This window comes from Pseudomonas sp. AD21 (genome assembly GCF_002878485.1).
Classification (GTDB): domain Bacteria; phylum Pseudomonadota; class Gammaproteobacteria; order Pseudomonadales; family Pseudomonadaceae; genus Aquipseudomonas.
Genome location: NZ_NQYG01000006.1, coordinates 50317 through 74900 on the forward strand (window position 1 = coordinate 50317; position 24584 = coordinate 74900).

Below are 24584 nucleotides of genomic sequence, written 5' to 3' on the forward strand. Positions count from 1 at the left end.
CGGTGTGTTGCTGCTGGCAGGATCGAGTCCGGCGATCTATAAACAGTGACTGCCCACCCCGCACGGCCTGGAGGCTATGTGATGTTCAAGCTTTATGGATTCGCTGTCAGCAACTACTACAACATGGTCAAACTGGCACTGCTGGAAAAAGGCCTGGCGTTCGAAGAGGTCACGTTCTACCCGGCACAGACCCCGGAATCACTGGCCATCAGTCCGCGCGGCAAAGTGCCGGTGCTGGGCGTCGAGGAGGGTTTCATCAATGAAACCGCGATCATCCTCGAATACCTCGAACAGACCCTGAAAGGTACGCCACTGCTGCCGAGCGATCCGTTCGAGCGTGCACAGGTGCTGGCGATTGCCAAGGAAATCGAGCTCTATATCGAGTTGCCGGGCCGCGCCTGTTATGGCGAAGCATTCTTTGGCGCGGCGGTGCCGGAGGCGATCAAGGAAAAAACCAAGGCCGAGCTGCTGCTGGGTTTCGCTGCGCTGGGTCGGCACGGCAAATTCGCCCCGTACGTGGCGGGCGACAGTCTGAGCATTGCCGATCTGTACTTCCTGTACAGCGTGCCGCTGGCGTGTGCGGTGGGCAAAAAGCTGTTCGATCTGGATTTGCTGGCTGAAATGCCGAAGGCCAAGGCGCTGCTGGAGCGGCTTGAGCAGAATCCTCATGTGCAGAAGATTGCGGCGGATAAAGAGGCGGCGATGCCGGGGTTTTTGGCGATGATCGCGGCGAAGAAGTGAGATTTGTAGCGCTCTGAAGTCAGCATTCGCGAGCAAGCCCGCTCCCACATTGGATCTGTGACGTTCACAGATTTTGTGTTCAGCACAGATCCAATGTGGGAGCGGGCTTGCTCGCGAAGCTTTTGGTTTTTTAGCGGCTGGAGATCAGCGCCTGACCGCGAACCACCGCGGCCTTGACCTGCGCCGGCGCAGTGCCGCCGATATGGTCACGGGCATTCACCGAGCCTTCGAGGGTCAGCACGGCAAACACGTCCTCTTCGATCTGGTCGCTGAACTGGCGCAGTTCTTCCAGGCTCATCTCGGCCAGATCCTTGCCGGTGTCCACGCCATATTTCACCGCGTGACCAACGATTTCGTGGCAATCACGGAACGGCAGGCCACGGCGTACCAGGTAGTCCGCCAGATCGGTCGCGGTGGAGAAACCGCGCAGCGCCGCTTCACGCATGATCGCGTGCTTGGGTTTGATCGCCGGGATCATGTCGGCAAAGGCCCGCAGCGAGTCGCGCAGAGTGTCGGCGGCGTCGAACAGCGGCTCTTTGTCTTCCTGATTGTCCTTGTTGTAGGCCAGCGGTTGGCCCTTCATCAAAGTCAGCAGGCCCATCAGCGCACCGAACACACGGCCGGTCTTGCCGCGTACCAGTTCTGGCACGTCGGGGTTTTTCTTTTGCGGCATGATCGAGCTGCCGGTGCAGAAACGATCCGGCAGATCGATGAACTGGAACTGCGCGCTGGTCCACAGCACCAGTTCTTCGGAGAAACGCGACAAGTGCATCATCGCGATGCTCGCGGCCGAGCAGAATTCGATGGCGAAGTCGCGATCGGAAACGTTGTCCAGCGAGTTGCCGCCGACGGCGTCGAAGCCCAGCAGTTGCGCGGTGTATTCGCGGTCGATCGGGTAGGTGGTGCCGGCCAGTGCAGCGCTGCCCAGCGGCATGCGGTTGGTGCGCTTGCGGCAGTCGACCAGGCGTTCGTAGTCGCGGCTGAGCATTTCGAACCAGGCCAGCATGTGGTGCCCGAAGGTCACTGGCTGCGCAGTCTGCAGGTGGGTGAAGCCCGGCATGATGCTCGCGGCTTCGCGCTCGGCTTGCTCCAGCAGGCCTTTTTGCAGGCGGGTGATCTCGGCCAGGATCAGGTCGATTTCGTCACGCAGCCACAGGCGGATGTCGGTGGCGACCTGGTCGTTGCGGCTGCGCCCGGTGTGCAGTTTCTTACCGGTGACGCCGATGCGGTCGGTCAGGCGCGCTTCGATGTTCATGTGCACGTCTTCGAGGTCGACGCGCCAGTCGAACTGGCCGGCCTCGATTTCGCCCTGGATGGTCTTCAGGCCATCGATGATGCTGTCGCGCTCGGCATCCGTCAGTACGCCGACCTTGGCCAGCATGGTGGCGTGGGCAATCGAGCCCATGATGTCGTGGCGATACAGGCGCTGGTCGAAAGTGACGGAGGCGGTGAAGCGGGCGACGAAGGCGTCGACGGGTTCACTGAAGCGGCCGCCCCAGGACTGATTGGTCTTGTCAGTGCTCATGAATTCGCTCGTATCGGCTTGGAGAAAGAAGGCGTGAAACGCTGGCACGGATAATAACAGGGTTGCCAATCCTGTCGCTGACACTGGTCGATACGTTTTTTTCTCATCTGCTGGTTCATAGTCGGCGCTGTCCACGGGGGATTTGCGCAAGGATATTTTCCGATTGAGCAATATCGGCTCGGCAAGCGTCTACAGTTGGACATAAGGGTCGGCGCGACTGCGGATCGCACAAAGGTCCGGACGCCGACTATAAGAAGAGGGGGTGGGTGGATTTGTCCTTTGGCAAGCCGCGTGAAAAACGCAGGAAACAGCGGGCTTTGAGCAGTACGACCCGGGCACTGGCAAATATTGCTGGCCGACGTACGGCACTTTTTGGCGCTCGGGCTAGTCTTAGCGTGGATCGCGGTGACGGACGTCACTTCACCTGTCTACGCTATCCTTGTGCGAGACTCACGCAGGAATCCAGCGCAATATGAATGTCCTGATCGTTGATGACGAACCACTGGCTCGCGAGCGCCTAAGCCGAATGGTAAGCGAGCTCGAGGGTTACACAGTCCTGGAGCCCAGCGCCACGAATGGCGAAGAGGCGTTGGCGCTGATCGACAGCCACAAGCCGGATATCGTGCTGCTCGATATCCGCATGCCGGGTCTGGATGGCCTGCAGGTGGCTGCCCGTCTGTGCGAACGCGAAACGCCGCCGGCCGTGGTGTTTTGCACCGGCCCCGATGAATTTGCCGTGGAAGCCCTGCAGGCCAGCGCCGTGGGCTATGTGGTGAAACCCGTGCGAACCGAACATCTGCATGACGCCCTGAAACGGGCTGAACGTCCCAACCGGGCCCAACTCTCGGCCCTGACCCGTCCTGCTGCCGAAAGCGGCAACGGCCCGCGCAGTCATATCAGCGCCCGTACCCGCAAAGGCATCGAGCTGATCCCGCTGGATCAGGTGGTCTACTTCATTGCCGATCACAAGTACGTGACCTTGCGCCATGAGAGCGGCGAAGTGCTGCTGGACGAACCGCTCAAGGCCCTCGAAGACGAATTCGGCGAACGCTTCGTGCGTATCCACCGCAACGCGCTAGTCGCCCGTGACCGCATCGAGCGCCTGCAACGCACGCCACTGGGGCATTTCCAGCTGTTCCTCAAGGGCCTGAACGGCGATGCGTTGATCGTCAGCCGCCGGCATGTGGCCGGTGTGCGCAAAATGATGCAGGGCCTGTAAGCCGGTCATTCCGGGCGGTTCTGCAGTCTTGTTACCAGGCATTGCCGGCCAGGGAGGCCACGCCGTTTCTGATTCAAGTCAAAGTGGATTTGGCTGAGCTGTTATTATCCGCCGTATCTATTCAGTACGGATTGATCCATGTCCTCTCGCGAAATCCGCATCGCCACCCGTAAAAGTGCGCTGGCCCTCTGGCAGGCCGAATACGTCAAAGCCCGTCTGGAAGCGGCCCATCCGGGGCTGCTGGTGACGCTGGTGCCCATGGTCAGTCGCGGCGACAAGCTGCTTGATTCGCCGCTGTCGAAAATTGGCGGCAAGGGCCTGTTCGTCAAGGAACTGGAAACCGCGCTGTTGGAAAACGAAGCCGACATCGCCGTGCACTCGATGAAAGACGTGCCGATGGACTTCCCCGAAGGCCTTGGCCTGTTCTGCATCTGCGAACGCGAAGACCCGCGTGACGCTTTCGTTTCCAATACTTACGCAAGCCTCGACGCGTTGCCGGCCGGCAGCATCGTCGGCACCTCCAGCCTGCGTCGTCAGGCGCAACTGCTGACTCGCCGCCCGGATCTGCAAATCCGTTTCCTGCGCGGTAACGTCAATACCCGTCTGGCCAAGCTCGATGCCGGTGAGTACGACGCGATCATTCTCGCGGCGGCGGGTCTGATCCGTCTCGGTTTCGAAGACCGCATCACTTCGCCGATCAGCGTCGACGACAGTCTGCCGGCTGGTGGCCAGGGCGCCGTCGGCATCGAATGCCGCAGCGCCGACACGCAGATCCACGCCTTGCTCGCACCGTTGCATCACGCCGATACCTCTTCGCGTGTGACTGCCGAACGTGCCCTCAACAAACATCTGAATGGCGGCTGCCAGGTGCCAATCGCCTGCTACGCCGTGCTCGAAGATGGGCAGTTATGGCTGCGTGGTCTGGTCGGCGAGCCGAGCGGTGGCAAGCTGCTCAGCGCCGAGGCTCGCGCCCCGCGTGCCGATGCCGAAGCGCTGGGCGTGAAGGTCGCTGAAGACCTGCTCAGCCAGGGTGCCGACGACATTCTCAAAGCGGTCTATGGCGAGGCAGGTCACGAGTGACCGGCTGGCGCCTGCTGCTGACGCGCCCTGCGGACGACTGTGCGGCGCTGGCCGAGGTGTTGGCCGCAGAAGGTTTTTTCAGCAGTTGCCTGCCGCTTCTGGACATCGTGCCGCTGCCGGTCTCTGAGAAAATACGTCAGGCCATGACCCAGCTGTCGAACTGCAGCGCGGTCATCGTGGTCAGCAAGCCAGCGGCGCGAATCACAGTCGGCCTGCTCGATGCCTTTGGCTTGTCATCGTTGGCGATGCCCTGGTTCAGCGTCGGTGCGGCGACGGCGCAGATTCTTCGCGAGCGCGGCCTGGACGTGCACTTCCCGGCCACCGGCGATGACAGCGAAGCCTTGTTGCAATTGCCGCGTCTGCGCGAAGCGGTTGCGCAGTCTGGCGCGCAGGTGTTGATCCTGCGCGGGGAGGGTGGTCGTGAGCTGCTCGCCGAGCGTCTGCGCGCGCTAGGTGCTAGTGTCGAGTATCTGGAGTTGTATCGGCGTGACCTGCCGACCTACTCGCCGCAAGAGTTGTCGCGGCGGATCGAAGCGGAACGCTTGAACGGGCTGGTGGTCAGCAGTGGACAGGGTTTCGAGCACCTGCGCCAAATGGCCGGCGCTGCCTGGCCTGCGATTGCGCAGTGGCCGTTGTTTGTTCCAAGCCCAAGGGTCGCCGAGCTGGCACGTGCCGCCGGGGCCCAAACAGTTGTGGATTGCCGCGGCGCGAGTGCCGCGGCTTTGCTGACGGCGCTACGGGAGCATCCCGTGCCCGTTCTCTAATGCAAAGGATGGATACGTGAGCGAAACAGCCTTGCCTAAAGATGATGTCCAGCCTGTGATCGATGCCCAGGTTGAAACTCCACCGCCGGCCAAGGAGCCGCGCCGAGGCAACGGACTGGCCATTGTCGCCCTGTTGCTCGGCGCTGCCGGCGTGGCGATCGGTGGCTGGGGTGTCTGGCAGGTGCGTCACCTGCAGACCAACACCGCACAACAGTCGGGCCAGGTGCAGGCGTTGAACGATCAGGCCCAGAGCCTCAAGCTCAACGAGCAGCGCCTGACCGAGCGCCTCGCGCAGTTGCCGGGGGCCGACGAACTTGCTGATCGCCAGCGTCTGGTGACGCAGTTGCAGGGTGATCAGCAGCGCCTCAATCAGCGTCTGGAAACCGTCCTCGGCGCCAGCCGCAAGGACTGGCGCCTGGCCGAGGCCGAGCATCTGCTCCGTCTGGCCAGTCTTCGTCTGTCGGCCTTGCAGGACATCAGCAGCGCCCAGGCGCTGGTGCAGGGTGCCGACGAAATCCTCCGTGAACAGAATGACCCGGGCTCGTTCGTAGCACGCGAGCAAGTGGCAAAAACCCTGGTCGCCCTGCGCAGCACCGAGCAGCCGGATCGCACTGGCTTGTTCCTGCGCATTGGCGCCTTGCGTGATCAGGTCATCGAGCTGACCGAACTGGCGCCGGAGTACAAGGATCGTGGCGAATCGCTGCTGGGTCTGACCGCTGACGGCGATGGCGCCAGTCGTTGGGCGCAGTGGTGGGATCAGGTTTCGCGTTACATCCGCATCGATTTCAACGCTGACAAGAACGTGAAGCCACTGCTGGCCGGGCAGAGTCTGAGTCAGGTGCGTCTGGCCCTGAGCCTGGCACTGGAGCAGGCGCAGTGGGCCGCGCTCAATGGTCAGGCGCCGGTTTACACCCAGGCGCTGACCGAAGCGCGGGACGTGCTCAGGGGCAATTTCAATCCGGACAATCCGCAGAGCAAAATCATGCTCGAACAGGTCGCCGAGCTGAGCCAGCAACCGGTCACGGTCAAGACGCCTGATCTGACCGGCACGCTGAGTGCGGTGCAGGGTTATCTGGAGCGACGTAACGTCAACGCTGAAGAATCGGTCAAACCGTTCGCCAAACCTGCCGCCAACACCGCGCAGGAGACCACGCCATGAAACGCCTGTATGTGATCGTGTTTCTGGTGATTGCCGCGACGGCGGCACTGGGCCTGGCGATTGCCGAGCACTCCGGGTACGTGCTGATTGCCTACAAGAGCTTCCGCTACGAGTCGAGCCTGTGGGCCACGCTGGCGCTGATCGCGGTGTTGTGGCTGCTGATCTGGGGTATCAAGGCGCTGGTCGAACTGGTCATGACCTCCAGTGGCGTGGTCAATCCCTGGTCGCGGCGTAACCGCAGTCGTCGGGTGCAGGTGGCGATCGAACACGGTCAGCTGGATCTGGCCGAAGGGCGCTGGGCCAGCGCGCAACGCCATCTGTATCGCGCCGCCGAAGCCGAGCGCCAACCGCTGCTGTACTACCTCGGTGCCGCCCGCGCGGCCAACGAACAAGGCAAGTACGAGGAGTGTGATCAGTTGCTCGAGCGTGCGCTGGAGCGCCAGCCTCAGGCCGAGTTGGCGATTGCCTTGAGTCATGCGCAATTGCAGACCGATCGCGGTGACACCGATGGCGCACTGGTGACCCTGCAAGCGATGCACGAGCGGCATCCGCATAACGTGCAGACCCTGCGTCAGTTGCAGCGCTTGCATCAACAGCGTGGCGACTGGTCGGCGGTCATCCGCCTGCTGCCGGAACTGCGCAAGGACAAGGCTCTGCCGCCGGCTGAACTGGCTGAACTGGAACGTCGCGCCTGGGGCAACAACCTATCCCTGGCTGCGCACCGCGACGAAGACGGCAAGGTCGGTCTGCAGTCACTCAATCTTGCCTGGGAGCAACTGAGTTCCGCCCAACGCCAGGAGCCGGCGCTGGTGCTGGCGTATGCCGAGCAACTGCGTCAGCTGGGTGCTCAGGTCGAAGCCGAGGAAGTGCTGCGCAGCGCTCTCAAGCGCAAGTACGACAGCCATCTGGCGCGACTCTATGGTCTGGTGCGCGGCAGCGACCCGGCGCGTCAGTTGCACACCGCCGAAGGTTGGCTCAAGGAACATCCGGGCGATCCGAGCCTGCTGCTGACCTTGGGACGGCTTTGTCTGCAGGCCAGTTTGTGGGGCAAGGCGCGGGATTATCTGGAGAGCAGCCTGCGGGTGCAACGCAACCCGGAAGCCTGCGCAGAGCTGGCGCGCCTGCTCGCGCAACTGGGTGACACCGAGCGCAGCAATGAGTTGTTCCAGGAAGGTCTCGGACTGCTGGATGAGCGTCTTCTGGCCGCGCCATTGCCGGTGCCGGTTCACGCCTGAAGTCACGAGGGAGGACGCTCCCTCGTTAAGCTCCAGCGAGCGAATAATTACCTTTTGTTGGCGTCCTGGGTGAAGTCCTACAACGGACTACACCTATTCCTCTGGCCCCTGTCGGGTTTTCCCTACACTTCTGTTGAACTGTCGGCAGGGACCCGCCTTGAAAGGCTGACAAGCTTTCCTCTACCGTAACTGCCTGTCTCTACTGTTACGGAAAAGCCATGTCGTTGGCCTGTTCACGCTCCTTGTTTTTCACGGCTTTCACTGCAGGGGCCCTGGCCCTGGGAGCTTCCTATTACCTCGAATATGCGGTCGGGCTGACGCCGTGCAGCCTGTGCCTCGCGCAACGGTTCTTCATGGCGTTGCTGACGGTCTGTTGTGGGCTGGCGGCGGTGCATGGCCCACGGCGTGTTGGCCTGTCGCTCTACTGGATGATCACGTTTTGCGTCAGCCTGGGCGGCACCACCGCCGCCTGGCGGCAGGTGTTGTTGCAGAGCGATCCGCTGGTACAAATGACGAGCTGCGCGCCCGACTCCGAAGCGCTGTTCAGCAACCTGCCGTGGTTGTGTGCAACGGTGCGGATGTTCAAGGGCGGTGTCGATTGCGCAGAAATTTCCTGGACGCTGTTCGATTTGAGTATCCCGGAATGGAGCCTGCTGTTCTTTGTGGCGATGTCGATTCTGGCGGTGTACCAATTGCTGCGGCTGGTCTGGAGCGCTCTGCAACGACCGCTCAGCGGCGAAGCGTCGCAGCGTATGCTGGTCAGGGATTAAACACTTGTATGAACTTTATCTCCTGCGTACCTTGAAGCCATAGGCGTGCGGGCATAATCTGGCCCGCACGTGTCATTGGATTTATGTTGCTCGATGACGCTCTGCCCGGTCGGCCTCCAAGCGATAAAAGCCAGAAGAGGGGCGCGGGTGTAGAGCAGCATGACCCACAAGGGAAGAGAGATCGCCATGCTCGAAAGTTGTCAGAATGCTCAGGAACGCTGGGGTGGAGTTCATCTGCTGATCGACCGCTGGTTGCAAGAGCGTGAAGAACTGATCGGTGCCTACGACAAGCTCGGTGCGCAACCTGAGGCGCTGTCCGAGAACCGCAAGCCCTTGCAGGAGTTCTGCGGTGTGCTGGTCGATTACGTCTCGGCCGGGCACTTCGAGATCTACGAACAGCTGACGGGCGAAGCCAAGGCGTTCGGTGACACGCGTGGTCTGGAACTCGCCGAGACGATCTATCCGCGCATCGACGTCATCACCGAGAAGCTGCTGGCGTTCAACGATTTGTGCGACGAGGGCAAATGCGTCGCCGAGAAGTTCAAGGAACTGGGTGGCCTGCTTCACGAGCGCTTCGAGCTGGAAGACTGTCTGATTGAAGTGCTGCACACGGCACACAAGCAGGAAGATACAGCTCAGGCCTGAATGGTTTTTCGCAGGCAAAAAAACGCGGTGCGCCGAAAGCGCACCGCGTTTTTTATGTCTGCGAGTCGGGGTTTATCAGCTCGTAGCGCCGCGTAACTCGACTTCAAACACCAGCGGCGTAAACGGCGCAATCAGATCCCCTGCACCGTCGGCGCCATACGCTTGATCCGATGGAATCACCAGTCGCCACTTGGCACCCACCGGCATGTTCTGCAACGCGGTACGCCAGCCGGTAATCACGCTGTCGAGGCTGAACCATTGCGGCTGAGTGTTCTGATCGAACACCGTGCCATCCGGTAGTCGACCGACGTACAGCACCTGTACTTTTCCATCCGGACCGGCCTTGGCGCCATTACCCGGAGTCAGCTCAGTCAGCAGGATGCCGTCGGCCAGTTCCTTTACGCCCGGCTTGGCTTTTTCGGCGGTGAGAAAACGTTGCTCGTTTTCCATCGCGGCATCGCTCGAAGGCAGCGCTGAATGTTCGGCGTTTTGCGATTCATGATCGGCCAGGATCTGCTCGATCCGTGCTTCGCTCAGTGCCAGTGGCTTGCCTTGATAGGCCTGCTGCAAACCGTCGACCAGTGCCTGGATCTGCAATTGCGGGACTTCCTGGCGCAGTCGTTCACCGAGGCTGGCGCCAAGGCTGTAGGCCAGGTCGTGGGCATCGTTCGCGGTGGTTTTTTCGTCGGCGTGAGCGGCGGAAAAAATCATGCAGAGGGATAAAAAAAGGTAGCGCGACATGGGCACTCTCCGTCCTGAGATGCGGGCGATTATGCCAGCGCGAACGTCTGCAACGGTGAACTGCTTTTGTCTTTGTGCAGAACATTTTCACTTCGTTGCAACGCAACGGTTTCGTTACTGTCAAGATGACCTAGCGGCGGTAGCAGCAGAGGTCTAGTATGAGCCGCACTCACGTCAGCCAGGAGGTAAACCATGTCGGCCACCAAGAAGCCTGTAAACACTCCGTTGCACTTACTCCAACAACTCTCGGGCAGCCTGCTCGAGCATTTGGAAAACGCTTGCTCCCAAGCCTTGGCTGATGCTGAAAAACTGCTCGCCAAACTGGAAAAACAACGCGGCAAGGCGCAAGAAAAACTGCACAAATCCCGCACCAAATTGCAGGACGCAGCCACTGCCGGTAAAGCCAAGGCACAGAACAAGGCCAAGGCGGCAGTGAAAGAACTTGAAGACCTGCTCGATGCGCTGAAGGATCGTCAGTCCGATACCCGCAGCTACATTCTGCAACTCAAGCGTGATGCCCAGGAAAGCCTGAAACTGGCCCAGGGTGTCGGTCGCGTGCAAGAAGCCGCCGGCAAGGCGCTGACCTCCCGCGCAGCCAAACCTGCTGCAGCGCCTGCGAAGAAAGCGGCAACCAAACCTGCTGCAGCGAAAGCCCCTGCCAAAACCGCTGCTGCCAAGCCAACGGCCAAACCAGCCGCCAAGGCGCCAGCTAAAGCAGCGGCCAAACCTGCTGCAAAAACCGCGGTGAAAAAACCTGCTGCGGCCAGCGCTGCAAAACCTGCCGCACGTACTGCCGCCGCCAAACCGGCTGCTGCAAAACCAGCTGCCAAGCCAGCCGCAAAACCTGCTGCACGCAAAGCTGCACCGGCAAAAACCGCCGCGGCTAAACCGGCTGCAAAACCTGCAGTAAAACCCGCCGCCAAAACTGCAGCGGCAAAACCGGCAACCAAGCCGGCGGCCAAACCGGTTGCTGCAAAACCAGCTGCCAAAGCCGTCGCCAAACCTGCCGCCAAGCCTGCCGCTAAAACCGCTGCCAAGCCCGCCGCAAAACCTGCCGCCGCAAAACCGGCGACCGCTGCCGCCAAGCCTGCTGCCAAACCAGTAGCCGCCAAGCCAGCAGCCAAACCAGCTGCCAAACCTGTCGCGAAAAAACCGGTCACTGCCAAACCAGCTGCCGTCAAACCAACTGCCGCGAAACCGGCGACCGCACCTGCCGCCAAGCCAGCCGCTCCAGCGCCGGCCGCTGCACCTGCTTCCGCCGCTTCTACCTCGACCACCACGACTGCGCCAACGCCAGCCGCTGCGTCGAGCGTCACCAGCAACCCGACCAGCGCTTCCTAAGTGCCGGTTGCCGCGACGCGCAGCACTTGCAGCGCGTCGCGGTTCGGGCTGGCGGCCGTTGCCGCCAGACGCTCAAGCCATTGCCCCGACGCGGATGCATCCTGTAACGGCCAGTCCTGAGCGACCTGTTCCAGTTGCCACAACAGATGCCGCTCGGCTTCCAGCTCCAGCGCTTTCATCTGTTCACGCAGGCCCTTGAGTACCGGATCATCTTCGGCCAGGGTTTTCCATTGAGTGCGTAGCGCGCGCAGTGGCTGCACCACCTCCCTATCCCAAGGCCCCACCAGCGTTCTCAGCTGTTCTACGCGCTGTTCGTCACAGGCCACGCCACGTTGCTCCAGCCACGCACCGCACAGCAACAGGCACACATTGGCTCCCGCCGTTTGCAGTTGCAGGCAGGCAGGTTCCACACCCGGGCGGGCGTAGGTGGCAAGGGAAAAGCTCCACAGGTCAGAGGACATCGTGCTACTCGCGCCAGTTGTGAGCGAAGCTGGTAGACTCCGCCGCCATTATGATCCGACTTCAGAACCTGACTTTACAGCGTGGCCCGCAACGTCTGCTAGAAGACGCCGAGCTGACCCTGCACGCCGGCCACAAAGCTGGCCTCATCGGTGCCAACGGTGCCGGCAAATCCAGCCTGTTCGCCTTGTTGCGCGGCGAGTTGCATCCGGACTCGGGCGATTGCCTGTTGCCGGCCGACTGGCGCATCGCGCACATGCGCCAGGAGGTCGACACGCTCGAACGCTTGGCGGTCGACTATGTGCTCGATGGCGACCTGCGTCTACGCGAAGTGCAACGTGACCTCGCCGCCGCAGAAGCGGCCCACGATGGCACGGCTCTGGCGCGTCTGCACGCCGAACTCGACAGCGCCGACGGTTATACCGCCGATGCGCGTGCGCGCAAATTGCTGGCCGGTCTCGGTTTCACCAACGAGCAGATGGATCGTCAGGTCGCAGATTTCTCCGGTGGCTGGCGGATGCGTCTGAACCTGGCGCAGGCCTTGATGTGTCCGTCGGACCTGTTGTTGCTCGACGAGCCGACCAACCACCTGGACCTCGACGCGATCATCTGGCTCGAAGAGTGGCTGAAAAGCTACCCGGGCACCTTGCTGCTGATCTCCCATGACCGCGACTTCCTCGATGAAGTGGTCGATCACGTGGCCCACGTCGATCAGCGCAAACTGACCCTGTACCGGGGCGGCTATACCGCGTTCGAACGTGCTCGTGCCGAACGTCTGGCCCAGCAACAACAGGCCTACGAGAAGCAGCAGGCGCAACGTGCGCACATGGAAAGCTACATTGCTCGCTTCAAGGCCCAGGCCACCAAGGCCCGTCAGGCGCAGAGCCGGATCAAGGCACTGGAGCGCATGGAAGAGCTGTCGGCGGCCCACGTCGATTCGCCATTCGATTTCGTGTTCCGCGAATCGACCAAGATCTCCAGCCCGCTGATCGACCTGTCCGATGCGCGTCTGGGTTACGGCGATAAAACCATCCTGGAGAAGGTCAAGCTGCAACTGACCCCGGGTGCGCGGATCGGCTTGCTCGGGCCGAATGGCGCCGGTAAATCGACCCTGATCAAGAACCTCGCCGGCGAGCTCGAGCCGCTGGCCGGGCGTCTGACCCGTGGCGAAAACACCGTGGTCGGCTACTTTGCCCAGCATCAGCTCGACTCGCTGGATTCCAAGGCCAGCCCGCTGCTGCACTTGCAGCGACTGGCGCCGACCGAGCGCGAGCAGACCCTGCGCGACTTCCTCGGCGGTTTCGACTTCCGTGGCGCGCGCATCGACGAACCGGTGCTGAATTTCTCCGGCGGCGAAAAAGCGCGTCTGGCCCTGGCGTTGATCGCCTGGGAACGGCCGAACCTGTTGCTGCTCGACGAACCGACCAACCACCTCGACCTGGAAATGCGCTTGGCGCTGACCATGGCACTGCAGGAATTCAGCGGCGCGGTACTGGTGGTGTCTCACGATCGGCACCTGCTCAAGAGTACCACCGACAATTTCTACCTGGTCGCTGATGGCAAGGTCGAAGAGTTCGATGGCGACCTCGAAGACTACGCCCGCTGGCTGGTGGAGTACCGTCAGCGCAACGCGCCGGTCAGCAACACCCCGGTCAACCCGGACAAGACTGACAAGAAGGCTCAGCGTCAGGCCGCTGCTGCGTTGCGTCAGCAACTGGCACCGCACAAGCGTGAAGCCGACAAGCTCGAAGCCGAGCTGGGCAAGCTCCACGAAAAACTCGCCAAGGTTGATGCCAGCCTCGGTGACAGCGACATCTACGAGCCAGCGCGCAAGAACGAGCTGCGTGATCTGCTGGCCGAACAGGCCAAGCTGAAAGTGCGCGAAGCCGAACTGGAAGAGGCGTGGATGGAAGCCCTCGAGACGCTGGAAAGCATGCAAGCGGAGCTGGAGGCGCTGTCCTGATGGAAGCGTTCAAGCTGCCGCTGCCGGCGGAGTGGGTCGAGCCGGTCTGGTTTGCGGTGCAGATTCTGCTGATCCTGCTGGCCGGTTATCTGGCCCAGCGCTTCGTTGCCAAAGGCCTGACTCGCCTGGGTGAGCGCTACCCGTTCCCGCCGCAGTTGCTGATGCCGCTGCGCGGCGGGCTGCGCTGGCTGATCATGGGCAGCGCGCTGATCTTTGTGCTGGAACGACTCGGCGTGTCGGCCACGGTGCTGTGGACGGCGCTGTCGGGTTTCGTTGCGGTGGCGGCGGTGGCGTTCTTCGCCATGTGGAGTGTGCTGTCGAACCTGCTCTGCGCGATCCTGATCTTCACCGTCGGCCCGTTCCGTCTGGGAGATGTGGTTGAGCTGGTGGACACCACCGACAAGCCTGGCGTCAAAGGCCGGGTGGTGGCGATCAATCTGCTGTACACCACGTTGATCGAGGCTGAGGAACTGGGTACCGGCAGCGCCATGGTGCAGGTGCCGAACAGTCTGTTCTTCCAGCGCTCGGTGCGGCGCTGGCGCGGTAGCGATGTATTTCCTTCCAGCGGTTTCGAGAAGTAGATTCCCCGGGCGATTGATCTGACGCCTTCGCGAGCAGGCCCGCTCCCACAGTGTCCTGGGTGGAACACACAATGTGTGAACACCAAAGATCCTTGTGGGAGCGGGCTTGCTCGCGAAGGGGCCCTCAGTAGCACCTGCAACATTCAGCAAAAAATCGGTAGTCATCCATTCAAACCCGGATTAGCTTAGGCATTTGTCACGAGCATGAGTCGAGGTGTGCGATGGAGCTACAAACATGGCTGGCGTTTTTCGCCGCCTGCTGGGTGATCAGTCTGTCCCCGGGCGCCGGCGCCATTGCGTCGATGTCCAGCGGTCTGCAATACGGTTTCTGGCGCGGCTACTGGAACGCCCTTGGCCTGCAAATCGGCCTGGCGGTGCAGATTGCGATTGTCGGCGCCGGCGTTGGCGCGATCCTGACTGCTTCGGCCACGGCTTTCCACGCGATCAAATGGTTCGGTGTGGCTTACCTCGTGTATCTGGCGGTCAAGCAATGGCGTGCGCTGCCCATGGACATGAGCGATGACGCGGCGGTACGGCCGATCGGCAAACCTCTGGCGCTGGTGTTCCGCGGTTTTCTGGTGAACATCAGCAACCCCAAGGCGCTGGTGTTCATGCTGGCGGTGCTGCCGCAGTTCATCAATCCGCACGCACCACTGCTGATACAGTACCTGGTGATCGGCGTGACCATGATCTGCGTTGATCTGATCGTCATGGCCGGCTACACCGGTCTGGCGTCGAAAGTGCTGCGGCTGTTGCGCACGCCGAAGCAGCAGAGGCGCATGAACCGCACGTTTGCCGGGCTGTTCATCGGTGCGGCGGCGTTCATGGCGACGTTGCGTAAAGCGGTGGTGTGACGCCTGCGGGCACAAAAAAGGCGACCTGATGAGGTCGCCTTTTTTATTATTACGTATCGCTCTAGTGAACTCAGTTGTAGTGAGGGGATTCATCCCCGATGGACTGCGTAGCAGTCCCAATCTCTTTTTTGCTCAAGAGCGGGGCCGCTTCGCGGCCCATCGGAGATGAATCCCCTCGCCACAGAGTTCCGTGCTCACTCGGTCAGTGCAAGATCACCGGCGCCGTATCACGCGGCAGGTTGTTGCGCTGTTGCGGCTCACGCGGCTGCTCGTAACCGCCACCACCGAGCTGTTGGCTCAGTTGCCCGGCGACGTCCTCGCCCAGTGCCTTGGACACGTCACGCACCACCCGAGGTCGGTTCAGCGAGATCTTGATGTCGCGGCCGTTCACCAGTTTGGTGTCCTGCGCTTCGCCCATCGCCGTGAAGGCCGACGTGATCTCGTAGGTCTTGGTGTTGATCAGACTGAAATCCGCCACCAGCGTCAGGCCCAGCACCGCCGAATAGCTGTCGGTGTGCGCCAGCTCGTTCATGTCCTGGGTGAAGTCGATGTCGGACACGGTGCCGAACAGCACATAGTCGGCGCCTTTGAAGTTGCCGGCCTTGATGCGCTTGATCACGTCATAGACGTTACCCTTGGACGACGCAGTGTACGGCGTGCCTTGCACCAGCTGGAACATGCCGGTACGCAGGATTTCACCCTTGATGTCGCCAGTGAATTTACGCAGCTCACCCTGCTCGATGTAGCTGGTGGTCGCTTCCAGCTCGTTGTAGTTCGAAGAACCACTGGAGCTGTAGTAACCCTCACGGTAATTGTTCTGCGCTGAAACGATGTGGATGTATTGTTCCACGCGCTCCTGATACGCCAGATCCGTCACCGCGACTTTCGGGGCCGCTTGCACGCTGAACGCGCAAGCCAGGGCCATCATGCCAATCCATGTGCGCATTGATTAACGCTCCGTGGTTTTGCGGATCTCTTTTTCGTCCATCCACTCGGCCAGACCGCTTTCAACGTCGATCAGTTGCAGGCTGAATTTGTAGAAGACGTCCTTGTAATCGCTGCTGCGCTTGACGATCGAGCTGATCGAACCTTCGATGCGGTACTTGGCGGCAACCATGTTGCCGGTCTTGGCCACGGTGCTCTTCTTGTACAGGCCGCTCTGGTTTTGCAGCTTGAGCTGGTCAACCTGGCTTTGCATCGCGTTGTTGTCGCTGGCGAAGCGGGCAACACCGGTTTTCATCAGCTGAGTCTTGATGCTGGTGGTGATTTCGCGGGTATCGATGTACTCGCTGGTCTTGTTCTTCACATCGTAGACCTGCACCACCGGGCGGCCCTGCAGGATGCCGGACTGGGCCAGCGAGCGGGTCATCGATTCGGCGATCATTTGCAGGTCGGTCGAACCGAATTCGTTGGTCACGGTTTCAACCGCTTTGGTGTCGCCGTAGCTGATGTTCTTGCTGCCCAGGGTTGGCGAAGTGTTGGCGCAACCGGAAGCCAGCAGGGCGAGGACAGCGATCATGGAAAAGCGTGCAAACATGGGAATGCTCTCTAAAACAGGAATAGGGTGGCGGGCTTAAGGCGTCTTGAGTTCCAGACGGAAATCCACGGCTTTCGGGGTCGGGGCGATGCCCTGGATGAAGCTGGTCTGGGCGCCGTACATCATCTGGCTTTTCCAGACTTCTTCCTCGGCGATCGGGAAACCTTCCGGGCCAAGCCAGGCGAAGCGGTAGTAGAACGTCTTGTTGCTGTTGAGGGTGTTGGTCAACTGCACATTGACGGTCATGAAGCCGTTCTCGCGGGCCACGCGCATGGCGCCGACCGCGATGTGTTTCTGCGGGCCCATGGCCACGACCTTGCTTGCGGCGCTGCCCGGCTCCGGTGGTGGCGGGGTGGCGCAGCCGCTGGCCAGGACGGCGAGGGCGGCAACGGCGATGAGTTTGAAGCGCATGCAAAGACTCCGTTCTTAAGGTTGTTTGAGGCTGGCGACGTTGGTCGCGCCGGCGCTCGGGATGACGTGGGCGGCGACGCCCGCAGCGAACACCTGGTTGCCCACGGCGCGCAGGCTGATCACCTGATAACGCTGATCGACGGTGACCTTGACCACTGAACCGCCGACGGCGCTCGGCAGACTTACTTGGTGCTCGCCTTTCTTCAAGCGCAGACGCACCACCTGGGTGTTGTCCGGCAGGGTGCGCCACGTACGGGTATCGGCACCTTCCAGCACTGCTGAAGAGATACCCACGGCCAGACCGGCCAGCGGGTTGGTTTCGTTGATCTTCTTCTGCGCCACACCTTTGGTGATTGCACGCACAGTGGTGCGCACGATGATCCCCGGCATGTCATCGCGCAGGGCGCGGCGCGACATGGCGGTGGTGCTGTTGAGGGCAGTCAGGTTGACCTGCTGGCCATCGACGCCAATCTGCGCGAACGGCGCGGTGGAGGTGTCAGGCTTGATGATCGGGAACGACAACGGGGTGATCACCACGTTGTTGGAGATCGGCAATGGCAGCGGCACGCGGATCGAGTCGCGCGATGGCGCCAGACCGCTTTGCACCACGATCAGGATGTCGCTGTCGTCGGACTTGGACGGCTTGTCGAGATTGACCAGCGCCTGTTCCAGCAGCGGGGTGTTCGGACGCAGTTCAGCCGCCTTGCGGTAGCCCGGTGCAGCCAGGTCTTTCTCGCCCAGGGCTTCGTAGACGAAGCCGGCCAGGTAATGGCTGAACGCACTCTGGTAGCTGTTTTTCAGGCTGACCACTTCTGGCGCATCGAGGCTGGCAACCGGGTAACCCTGCAGATCCTTGTACTGGGTCTTGATCCCTTCTTTCTCGGCCTCTTCTTCGCTCTTGAGGTATTCCTTGTCGCGCAGGTCGGCGATTACCGCTTCACGTTCGTGAGTCTTCTTGATGGCGGTGCGGGCGCCGTCGAAATCATTGACCGCCAGCAGGTTGAGGGCCATCTGCGTGGTCAGCATGACTTTTTCATAGTCGTAGCCTTCGTAGCGGCGGACCTTGTCGTTGACGATGAAGCTGCCGAACTGGGCCAGGTATTTGCCGGAGTCGAGCTTGACCGCGTCTTCCCACTGACCGACCACCTGGTCGGCGCTGGTCCAGGCGTTCTGGCTGCCGGACAGGTCGCCCTTGGCGCGCAGCAACTCACCTTTCTCGAAGTAATAGAGCAGGTCTTTGTCCGGGCCAGTGTTGTTCTTTTCCAGCAGGGTCAGTGCGGCGTCGACGTTGCCGGTGGCCAGTTGCTGGTTGGTCTGGGCCAGTTCCGAATCGTAGTTGCGAAACGCCGAACAGCCGGACAGCAGAGTGACAGCGCTGAGCGCGATCAAGGTGGGAGCACGGAATGCCATGGGGGTACTTCTTCCCTGAGCTTGAAACTGCAGCAGCCACCTGTGCTGGTCGGGCTGATGTGACCCATCGACAGTGGCGCTGGCCTCCTGCCAATTCCTCATAACCAGAGGAGCTTTTATGCCGTATCGCGATAGCGAGGGCGCGGCATTATAAGCGGGTGCTGCTGGCCATGTAATAGCTTTTTGATCGCACTTGTTAGTTTTGTGCCATTACTTGTTTCAGGTCCGATACGCGGGTTTCCAGCACAGGGATGGCCTGAAAAGCGCTGCCATTCGCGTAAATCCGCTCGCCCAGCACCCGCAGACCGATCATCTGGCGGTTCTGGTCGATGCGGATTTTCAGTGGCGCTGTGGCATTCGGCAGACCGATCAGATGTTCGCCCTTTTTCAGGCGCAGGCGCACGACCTGCGTCAGGTTGGGCAGGGTGCGCCAGGTGCGAGTGTCCGCCTGCTCGAAACCGTCCCACTGGGTCACATAGGACGCTTTGCCCGGGTTACGTCGGTTGTCCGTGCCCTGAACGTCCGCTGCAAGAAACGCCCGGTAGGTCGTGCGCTGGATAATCCCGGGCATGTCGTCACGCAGCGTGCGCAAGGACATGTCGGTGATGCTGTTGACCGCGATCAGCTTTTTTTGTCGACCATCGATACTGACCTGACTGATCGGCGGGGTGGTGGTGTCCGGCACCATCACCGGAAACGAAATGTTGGCGACGATGACTTGCCCGTCCGCCAGTTTCACCGGGTAAGGCACGCGTACCGAACTGCGCGCAGGCGCCAGGCCACTTTGCACGATGATCAGAACATCGCTTTCGTCGGTCTTGAGTTCGGGGCTGTCGAGATCGCGCAATGCCTGTTGGAAAAACGCCATGTCCGGGCGTAATTCGATGGCCTGTCGATAGCCGGGCGCAGCGAGGTCCTTTTCACCCAGTGCTTCATAGGTGAAGCCGGCGAGATAGTGACTGAACGCACTTTGGTAACCGTTTTTCAGGGCAATCACTGCAGGCGATTCGAGCATCACCACCGGATACCCCTGCAAATCCTTGTAATGCACGCGTGCGCCCTGAGCCTTGGCTGCTTCCTCGACTCTTTCGTATTCCAACTCCCGTTGCCGGGCGATCAGCGCTTCGCGTTCGTGGGTTTTCTTGATATCGGCGCGGGCGCCGTCGAAGTCATTCAGCGCCAGTTGGTTGAGGGCCATCTGCGTGGTCAGCATGACTTTTTCATAGTCGTAGCCATCGTAGCGGCGCAGCTTGTCATTGATGATGCTGCCCCAGTGATCGCCCATTGCGGCTAGCAGTTTGTCGCCGGTGGTTTCGATCGTGTCCTGGCGCTCGATGATCATCTGCTCGGCGCTGCGCCAGGTCGTCTGGCTCTGTGCGAATTCGCCGCCGGCACTGAGAATGGCGCCCTTTTCAAAGTAGTAGAGCAGGTCCTTTTCCGGGTCAGGATTGTGCGCTTCGATCACTGAGAGAGCGCCGTCGATGTTGCCGGCCTTGAACTGGTCGATGGTCTGTTGCAGTTCCAGATCGTAGTTGCGATACGCCGCGCAGCCGCTCAGTTGCACAACGGCGGCGATCAACAGGGGCAGCAGCAAGCGATGGCGCATGAAGAGGGTTCATCCTTGAGCGGAAAATGCGACGAGGTGGCGCATTATAGGGTGCAGTAGTGGCTAAGTGATGTGTCGTTTTTGTTTGCCAGTTGCACCGATCAAGTCTGGCGCGCTGCCGACTTACCGGTGGGATGGTCGACGGGATTGAGCTAGCCTTGCCGGCCTGACGCTTAACGAACTGCAGGACTTCGATGAATCAACTGCAAGCCATGCGCGCGTTTCGTAGCATTGTCGAGTGTCGCGGATTCAGCGCCGCCGCCGAGCGGCTCGACACCACCCACTCGACCATTTCCCGGCAATTGCAACAGCTGGAAAGCGAACTCGGCACGCGTCTGATCAACCGCAATACCCGGCGCTTCAGTCTGACTACGGCGGGGCAACAGTATTACGCGGCGTGCGTGGACATCCTCGAGCGCCTCGATCAGGCCGCGCTGGCGGTGGGGCAGGCCCATGAAAGCCCCAGCGGTGTGTTGCGCGTCAGTGCGCCGATGGTGATCGGCACCCTGGAACTGGCGAGCTGGCTGCCAGCGTTTCACCAGCGCTATCCCGAGATCGAGGTGGACCTGTCCTGCGATGACCGTTTTGTCGATCTGATCGCCGAGGGCTTCGACGTGGCGCTGCGCATCTGCGGGCCATTGGCCGATTCGTCATTGGTGGCGCGCCTGCTGACCGTCTCGGACCTGTTGCTGGTGGCGTCGCCGGCCTATGTCGCCCGCAACGGCCTGGTCCGCCAGGTACGTGAGCTCGCCGAACACCAGTTGCTGGCGTTTGCCGGGGGCAGCGAGTGGGTGCTGACCGATGCGCGCGGGGCGACCACGCCGGTACGGGCAGACGGTCGGTTCAAGGCTGATTCGATCAGTTCGTTACACGCTGCGGCGCTGGCCGGGGTCGGCATTGCGGCGTTTACCCGGGCCACGGTACAGGACGATCTGCTGGCGGGCCGACTGGTGCAGATCCTGCCCAACTGCGGCCTCGGTCAACGGCACTATTACGCGCTTTATCCCCATGCCCGGCATGTGGCGCTCAAGGTGCGGGTCTTTGTCGAATTCATGCTCCAACACTATCTACAGGCATCGGTGCCACTGCGCTAAAGCGGTTCTACGTCGACAAAGCTTGAGCGAAAGGCGTTCGAAGTGAACAATATGTAACTTCGCATTTCCATTTGAGACTCATTCATGACTGCCTCGTCCCGATTCCTGGCCTGGCTGGTGTTCCCGTTGTTTGCCCTGAGCAGCTTCAACCTGCTGGCCGACACCGTGGAAGGCGCCCCGCAGGCGCTGCACCTGCTCGATTACATCAGCGCCGACTACCCACCGACGGTCGCGGCGGGCAAGGTCGTTGACGATGGCGAGTACCGCGAGCAACTGGAATTCACCCAGGTGCTGCAAGGGCTGATCACAGGTCTGCCGGCCAAGCCGGAGAAGGCCGCGCTGGAGCAGGGCGTCGAGGCTCTGCACGCCGCCATCACCGCGAAACAGGACGGCGCCGAAGTCGCCCGGCAGGCCCGGCAACTGGGGGCGAAACTGGCGGTGGCGTATGAAGTCAGCCAGGCACCGATCATCACGCCGGATCCGACCCGGGGTGCGCCGCTGTATGCGCAAAACTGCTCGGTGTGCCACGGTGCCAACGGTGCCGGCGACGGTCCGGCGGGGCTCGGCATGACGCCGCCACCGGCCAATTTGCGCGATGCAGCGCGGATGGACCACCTGAGCCTGTACGCGATCTACAGCACCCTCGGTCAGGGCGTCGAAGGCACCGACATGCCGGCGTTCGCCGATCAACTGGACGACCGTCAGCGCTGGGACCTGGCGACCTACATCGCCGGCTTCAGTGCCGACCCGGCAGCGGCCAGGTCCGACAAGACCTACAACATCGCCGATCTGGCCCGCCAGACCCCGGCCGAAGTGCAGTCCGCCGCAGGCGTGCAAGTCGCCGCAACCTTCCGCGCCCAGCGCGCGCAGCCGCCGCAGGTCAAGCGCGGCCCGGCGCAGTTGCTCGACTACACCGCCGCCACGCTGGACAAGAGCCTGGCCGCGTACCGTGCCGGTGATCACGATCAGGCCTATGACCTGTCGGTAGCGGCGTATCTGGAAGGCTTCGAACTGGTTGAAAGCTCGCTGGATAACGTCGACGCCAACGTGCGCAAGGACACTGAAAAGTCGCTGATGGCCTACCGTCAATCGCTGCAGGACGGTCTGTCGGTGGCACAGGCCGAGCAGCGTCTGGACGCGGCCAAGGAAAAATTGAAGGCGTCTGCCGAACTGCTCGGCAGCGATGGCCTGAGCTGGTCGCTGAGCTTCATTTCCGGCCTGCTGATTCTGCTGCGCGAAGGCCTCGAAGCGATTCTGGTGCTGGCGGCGATCCTCGCCTTCCTGCGTAACACCGGCCAGCAGTCGGCGGTGCGCAGCGTCAACATCGGTTGGGGCCTGGCGCTGTTGGCTGGTCTCGGCACCTGGGCGCTGGCGGCATACGTGATCGACGTCAGCGGCTCGCAGCGTGAACTGCTTGAAGGCGCGACCGCGCTGTTCGCCAGTGTCATGGTGTTGTGGCTCGGCGTGTGGATGCACGATCGGCGCCACGCGGCGGCCTGGCAGGATTACATCAAACAGAGTCTGGTGGGCGGCGGCGGGCGTTTCGGCTTCGCGATCCTTGCCTTCTTCTCGGTGTACCGCGAGCTGTTCGAAGTGATCCTGTTCTACGAAACCCTGTGGTTGCAGGCAGGCCCGGCCGGGCATGACGCGGTGCTGGCCGGTGGCGCCACGGCGCTGGTGCTGTTGGTCGGTCTGGCCTGGGTGATCCTGCGCGGCTCGGCGAAACTGCCGCTGGCGCTGTTCTTCAGCATCAACGCCGGCCTGCTGTGTGCGTTGTCGGTGGTGTTCGCCGGTCATGGCGTGAAGGCGTTGCAGGAAGCCGGGATCTTCGGCACGCGGCCGGTGGCGTTCTTCGACTTCGACTGGCTGGGGATTCATGCCGACGCCTATTCGCTGACGGCGCAGGCGGTGGCGATTCTGGCGATTGCCGTGTTGTATGGGCGTAGCCGGATGGCCGAGAAGAAGCGGGTGACTGCTTAAGAGCATTCGCTGCGCTCATATTCGCGGGCAAGCCCGCTCCCACAGGTTTAGCGTTAACCTTGCGGGAGTGGCCTTGCCCGCGATGCTTTTAAAAGAGGAAAAGAACATGCGTGTATGGATCGATGCCGACGCCTGCCCTCGGGCTGCCAAGGATCTGGTGGTGAAGTTCGCCCTCAAGCGCAAGTTCGAAGTGGTGCTGGTGGCGGGGCAGCCGCAGATCAAACCGGGGCTGGCGATCGTCAAACTGATCGTGGTGCCGAGTGGCCCGGATGCGGCGGACGATTATCTGGTCGAGCACGCGGTGCCCGGTGAACTGGTGATCTGCAGCGATATTCCGCTGGCTGATCGTCTGGTGAAAAAAGGCGTGGCGGCGCTGGACCCGCGCGGCAAGGAGTTCGACGCGCAGAACATGGGCGAGCGCCTGGCGGTGCGCAACCTGTTCACTGACCTGCGCGAACAGGGCCAGATCAGCGGCGGCCCGGCGCCGTTCGGCGAGCGCGAGAAGCAGGCGTTTGCCAATGCGCTGGACCGCATCCTCACCCGGCTCACCCGCAAACCCTGAACATTACACAAATCCCTTGTGGGAGCGGGCTTGCTCGCGAAGGCGTCGTATCAGACAACATTGATTTGAATGACGCACCGCTTTCGCGAGCAAGCCCGCTCCCACATTTTGTTCTGCATGCCGTCAGAGATCAGGCATCGTTTTCGTGGGTCAATTCCAGAACGCGGTCGACCAGTTTATTGATCCCCGAAGCCGCCTCACTGATGTTCTGCGCCAGCATGTACGCCGGGGTCGTCACCAGTTTGCGTGCCTTGTCTTCGATGATGTCGCTCACCGCGCAGTTTTCGTGGGTGGCGCCCATCTTGTTCATGGCGGTCGCGGTGTCGGCGTCATTGCCGATGGTGCAGGTCACGCCCGGGCCGTAGATCTTCGCTGCCAGCGCCGGCGAGATGCACATCAGGCCTACCGGTTTACCCGCTTCGGCAAACGCCTCGGCCAGTTCCAGCACCTGCGGCTGCACGCTGCAACCGGCGCCTTCGACGGCGAAGTTAGAGAGGTTCTTCGCTGCGCCAAAACCGCCGGGCACGATCAGCGCGTCGAAGTCGTCGACGTCGGCTTCGCGGATGTCCTTGATGTTGCCGCGGGCAATGCGCGCCGACTCCACCAGGACGTTACGCGTCTCGGGCATTTCTTCACCGGTCAGGTGATTGATCACATGCAATTGCGCAATGTTCGGGGCGAAGCACTGCACCTGCGCGCCGCGTTGATCCAGGCGCAGCAGGGTGATGACGCTTTCGTGGATCTCGGCGCCGTCGTACACGCCGCTGCCGGACAGGATCACTGCAACTTTTTTGCTCATGGGTTTCTCTCCAGATTCATGGCGCTAAATGTCCACTAATTTGTCGCGCGTTGCCATAGGGTGATTGGGCGGCTACACCTAGGATCTGTCCATAGAATCCGACCGGGG

Annotated in this window: 24 protein-coding genes and 1 pseudogene; 16 read left to right on the forward strand and 9 right to left on the reverse strand. The window is 61.5% G+C overall.

The window, feature by feature from the left end; genetic code table 11:
* The first annotated feature begins 81 nt into the window (after positions 1-81).
* Positions 82-741: a glutathione S-transferase family protein gene (locus PseAD21_RS05450; RefSeq protein ID WP_102354806.1), complete on the forward strand. Its 660-nt coding sequence runs from the start codon at positions 82-84 to the stop codon at positions 739-741.
* Between the two features lie 130 nt (positions 742-871).
* Here PseAD21_RS05450 and argH read toward each other — a convergent pair whose 3' ends face one another.
* The gene (argH, locus tag PseAD21_RS05455) at positions 872-2266 is read right to left on the reverse strand and encodes an argininosuccinate lyase (protein WP_102354807.1); all 1395 of its coding nucleotides are present in this window, start codon (positions 2264-2266) and stop codon (positions 872-874) included.
* Positions 2267-2592: 326 nt separating this feature from the next.
* On the opposite strand from argH, the pseudogene PseAD21_RS30200 reads away from it, so the two are divergent.
* The 8 genes and pseudogenes from PseAD21_RS30200 to rsd all read left to right on the forward strand — a co-directional run.
* Positions 2593-2742: pseudogene (locus tag PseAD21_RS30200) on the forward strand (sensor histidine kinase); the annotation flags it as partial.
* Positions 2739-3485, forward strand: a complete 747-nt coding sequence (locus PseAD21_RS05460) for a LytTR family DNA-binding domain-containing protein (protein ID WP_003229385.1) — start codon at positions 2739-2741, stop codon at positions 3483-3485. The pseudogene PseAD21_RS30200 and the gene PseAD21_RS05460, both read left to right, overlap by 4 nt.
* 138 nt (positions 3486-3623) lie before the next feature.
* Positions 3624-4565 carry a hydroxymethylbilane synthase gene (gene hemC / locus PseAD21_RS05465; protein WP_102354808.1) on the forward strand — a complete coding sequence of 314 codons (942 nt, stop codon included), beginning with the start codon at positions 3624-3626 and terminating at the stop codon, positions 4563-4565.
* Entirely contained in the window at positions 4562-5329 is a 768-nt protein-coding gene (locus PseAD21_RS05470; RefSeq protein WP_102354809.1) for a uroporphyrinogen-III synthase, read from the forward strand. Before hemC ends, PseAD21_RS05470 begins: the two co-directional genes overlap by 4 nt.
* 16 nt (positions 5330-5345) lie before the next feature.
* Positions 5346-6488, forward strand: coding sequence for a uroporphyrinogen-III C-methyltransferase (locus tag PseAD21_RS05475; protein WP_102354810.1), 1143 nt, complete (start codon positions 5346-5348; stop codon positions 6486-6488).
* Complete coding sequence (locus tag PseAD21_RS05480) at positions 6485-7723, forward strand: heme biosynthesis protein HemY (protein ID WP_102354811.1); 1239 nt, start codon at positions 6485-6487, stop codon at positions 7721-7723. Before PseAD21_RS05475 ends, PseAD21_RS05480 begins: the two co-directional genes overlap by 4 nt.
* Positions 7724-7941: 218 nt before the next feature.
* Entirely contained in the window at positions 7942-8493 is a 552-nt protein-coding gene (locus PseAD21_RS05485; RefSeq protein WP_102354812.1) for a disulfide bond formation protein B, read from the forward strand.
* A gap of 186 nt (positions 8494-8679) precedes the next feature.
* Positions 8680-9138, forward strand: coding sequence for a sigma D regulator (gene rsd / locus PseAD21_RS05490; protein ID WP_102354813.1), 459 nt, complete (start codon positions 8680-8682; stop codon positions 9136-9138).
* A 75-nt stretch (positions 9139-9213) separates the two neighbouring features.
* Here the strand turns inward: rsd and PseAD21_RS05495 are convergent, their stop codons facing one another.
* Positions 9214-9879, reverse strand: a complete 666-nt coding sequence (locus tag PseAD21_RS05495) for an FKBP-type peptidyl-prolyl cis-trans isomerase (RefSeq protein ID WP_102354814.1) — start codon at positions 9877-9879, stop codon at positions 9214-9216.
* A gap of 192 nt (positions 9880-10071) precedes the next feature.
* On the opposite strand from PseAD21_RS05495, the gene PseAD21_RS05500 reads away from it, so the two are divergent.
* The gene (locus PseAD21_RS05500; protein WP_102354815.1) at positions 10072-11220 is read left to right on the forward strand and encodes an AlgP family protein; all 1149 of its coding nucleotides are present in this window, start codon (positions 10072-10074) and stop codon (positions 11218-11220) included.
* Here PseAD21_RS05500 and PseAD21_RS05505 read toward each other — a convergent pair.
* The gene (locus tag PseAD21_RS05505; RefSeq protein WP_102354816.1) at positions 11217-11681 is read right to left on the reverse strand and encodes a TIGR02444 family protein; all 465 of its coding nucleotides are present in this window, start codon (positions 11679-11681) and stop codon (positions 11217-11219) included. The genes PseAD21_RS05500 and PseAD21_RS05505 overlap by 4 nt on opposite strands.
* 50 nt (positions 11682-11731) lie before the next feature.
* On the opposite strand from PseAD21_RS05505, the gene PseAD21_RS05510 reads away from it, so the two are divergent.
* The 3 genes from PseAD21_RS05510 to PseAD21_RS05520 all read left to right on the forward strand — a co-directional run bounded on the left by PseAD21_RS05510 (position 11732) and on the right by PseAD21_RS05520 (position 15077).
* Positions 11732-13642 carry an ATP-binding cassette domain-containing protein gene (locus PseAD21_RS05510; protein WP_102354817.1) on the forward strand — a complete coding sequence of 637 codons (1911 nt, stop codon included), beginning with the start codon at positions 11732-11734 and terminating at the stop codon, positions 13640-13642.
* On the forward strand, positions 13642-14223 hold the full coding sequence (locus PseAD21_RS05515; RefSeq protein ID WP_102354818.1) for a mechanosensitive ion channel family protein: 582 nt from the start codon (positions 13642-13644) through the stop codon (positions 14221-14223). The genes PseAD21_RS05510 and PseAD21_RS05515 overlap by 1 nt, the downstream gene beginning before the upstream one ends.
* 221 nt (positions 14224-14444) lie before the next feature.
* Positions 14445-15077, forward strand: a complete 633-nt coding sequence (locus PseAD21_RS05520) for a LysE family transporter (RefSeq protein ID WP_102354819.1) — start codon at positions 14445-14447, stop codon at positions 15075-15077.
* A 202-nt stretch (positions 15078-15279) separates the two neighbouring features.
* Here the strand turns inward: PseAD21_RS05520 and PseAD21_RS05525 are convergent, their stop codons facing one another.
* From PseAD21_RS05525 to PseAD21_RS05545, 5 genes are all read right to left on the reverse strand, one after another.
* Positions 15280-16023 carry a penicillin-binding protein activator LpoB gene (locus PseAD21_RS05525; RefSeq protein ID WP_102354820.1) on the reverse strand — a complete coding sequence of 248 codons (744 nt, stop codon included), beginning with the start codon at positions 16021-16023 and terminating at the stop codon, positions 15280-15282.
* A 3-nt stretch (positions 16024-16026) separates the two neighbouring features.
* Positions 16027-16614 carry a penicillin-binding protein activator LpoB gene (gene lpoB, locus PseAD21_RS05530; RefSeq protein ID WP_102354821.1) on the reverse strand — a complete coding sequence of 196 codons (588 nt, stop codon included), beginning with the start codon at positions 16612-16614 and terminating at the stop codon, positions 16027-16029.
* Between the two features lie 36 nt (positions 16615-16650).
* Positions 16651-17025 (reverse strand): YcfL family protein, encoded by a 375-nt coding sequence (locus PseAD21_RS05535; RefSeq protein WP_025113270.1) that lies wholly within the window; start codon positions 17023-17025, stop codon positions 16651-16653.
* 15 nt (positions 17026-17040) lie between these two features.
* A complete protein-coding gene (locus PseAD21_RS05540; protein ID WP_102354822.1) occupies positions 17041-18435 on the reverse strand; it encodes a COG3014 family protein in 1395 nt (464 codons plus the stop codon).
* Positions 18436-18631: 196 nt separating this feature from the next.
* Complete coding sequence (locus PseAD21_RS05545; RefSeq protein ID WP_102354823.1) at positions 18632-20041, reverse strand: COG3014 family protein; 1410 nt, start codon at positions 20039-20041, stop codon at positions 18632-18634.
* Positions 20042-20235: 194 nt separating this feature from the next.
* Here PseAD21_RS05545 and PseAD21_RS05550 point away from each other — a divergent pair, with 194 nt between their 5' ends.
* The 3 genes from PseAD21_RS05550 (at position 20236) to PseAD21_RS05560 (ending at position 23677) form a co-directional block, all read left to right on the forward strand.
* Positions 20236-21135 carry a LysR family transcriptional regulator gene (locus PseAD21_RS05550; protein ID WP_102354824.1) on the forward strand — a complete coding sequence of 300 codons (900 nt, stop codon included), beginning with the start codon at positions 20236-20238 and terminating at the stop codon, positions 21133-21135.
* Between the two features lie 84 nt (positions 21136-21219).
* On the forward strand, positions 21220-23115 hold the full coding sequence (locus tag PseAD21_RS05555) for an FTR1 family protein (protein ID WP_102354825.1): 1896 nt from the start codon (positions 21220-21222) through the stop codon (positions 23113-23115).
* Between the two features lie 106 nt (positions 23116-23221).
* Positions 23222-23677, forward strand: coding sequence for a YaiI/YqxD family protein (locus PseAD21_RS05560; RefSeq protein WP_025113275.1), 456 nt, complete (start codon positions 23222-23224; stop codon positions 23675-23677).
* Between the two features lie 130 nt (positions 23678-23807).
* Here the strand turns inward: PseAD21_RS05560 and elbB are convergent, their stop codons facing one another.
* Positions 23808-24476 carry an isoprenoid biosynthesis glyoxalase ElbB gene (gene elbB, locus PseAD21_RS05565; RefSeq protein WP_102354826.1) on the reverse strand — a complete coding sequence of 223 codons (669 nt, stop codon included), beginning with the start codon at positions 24474-24476 and terminating at the stop codon, positions 23808-23810.
* Positions 24477-24584 lie beyond the last annotated feature (108 nt).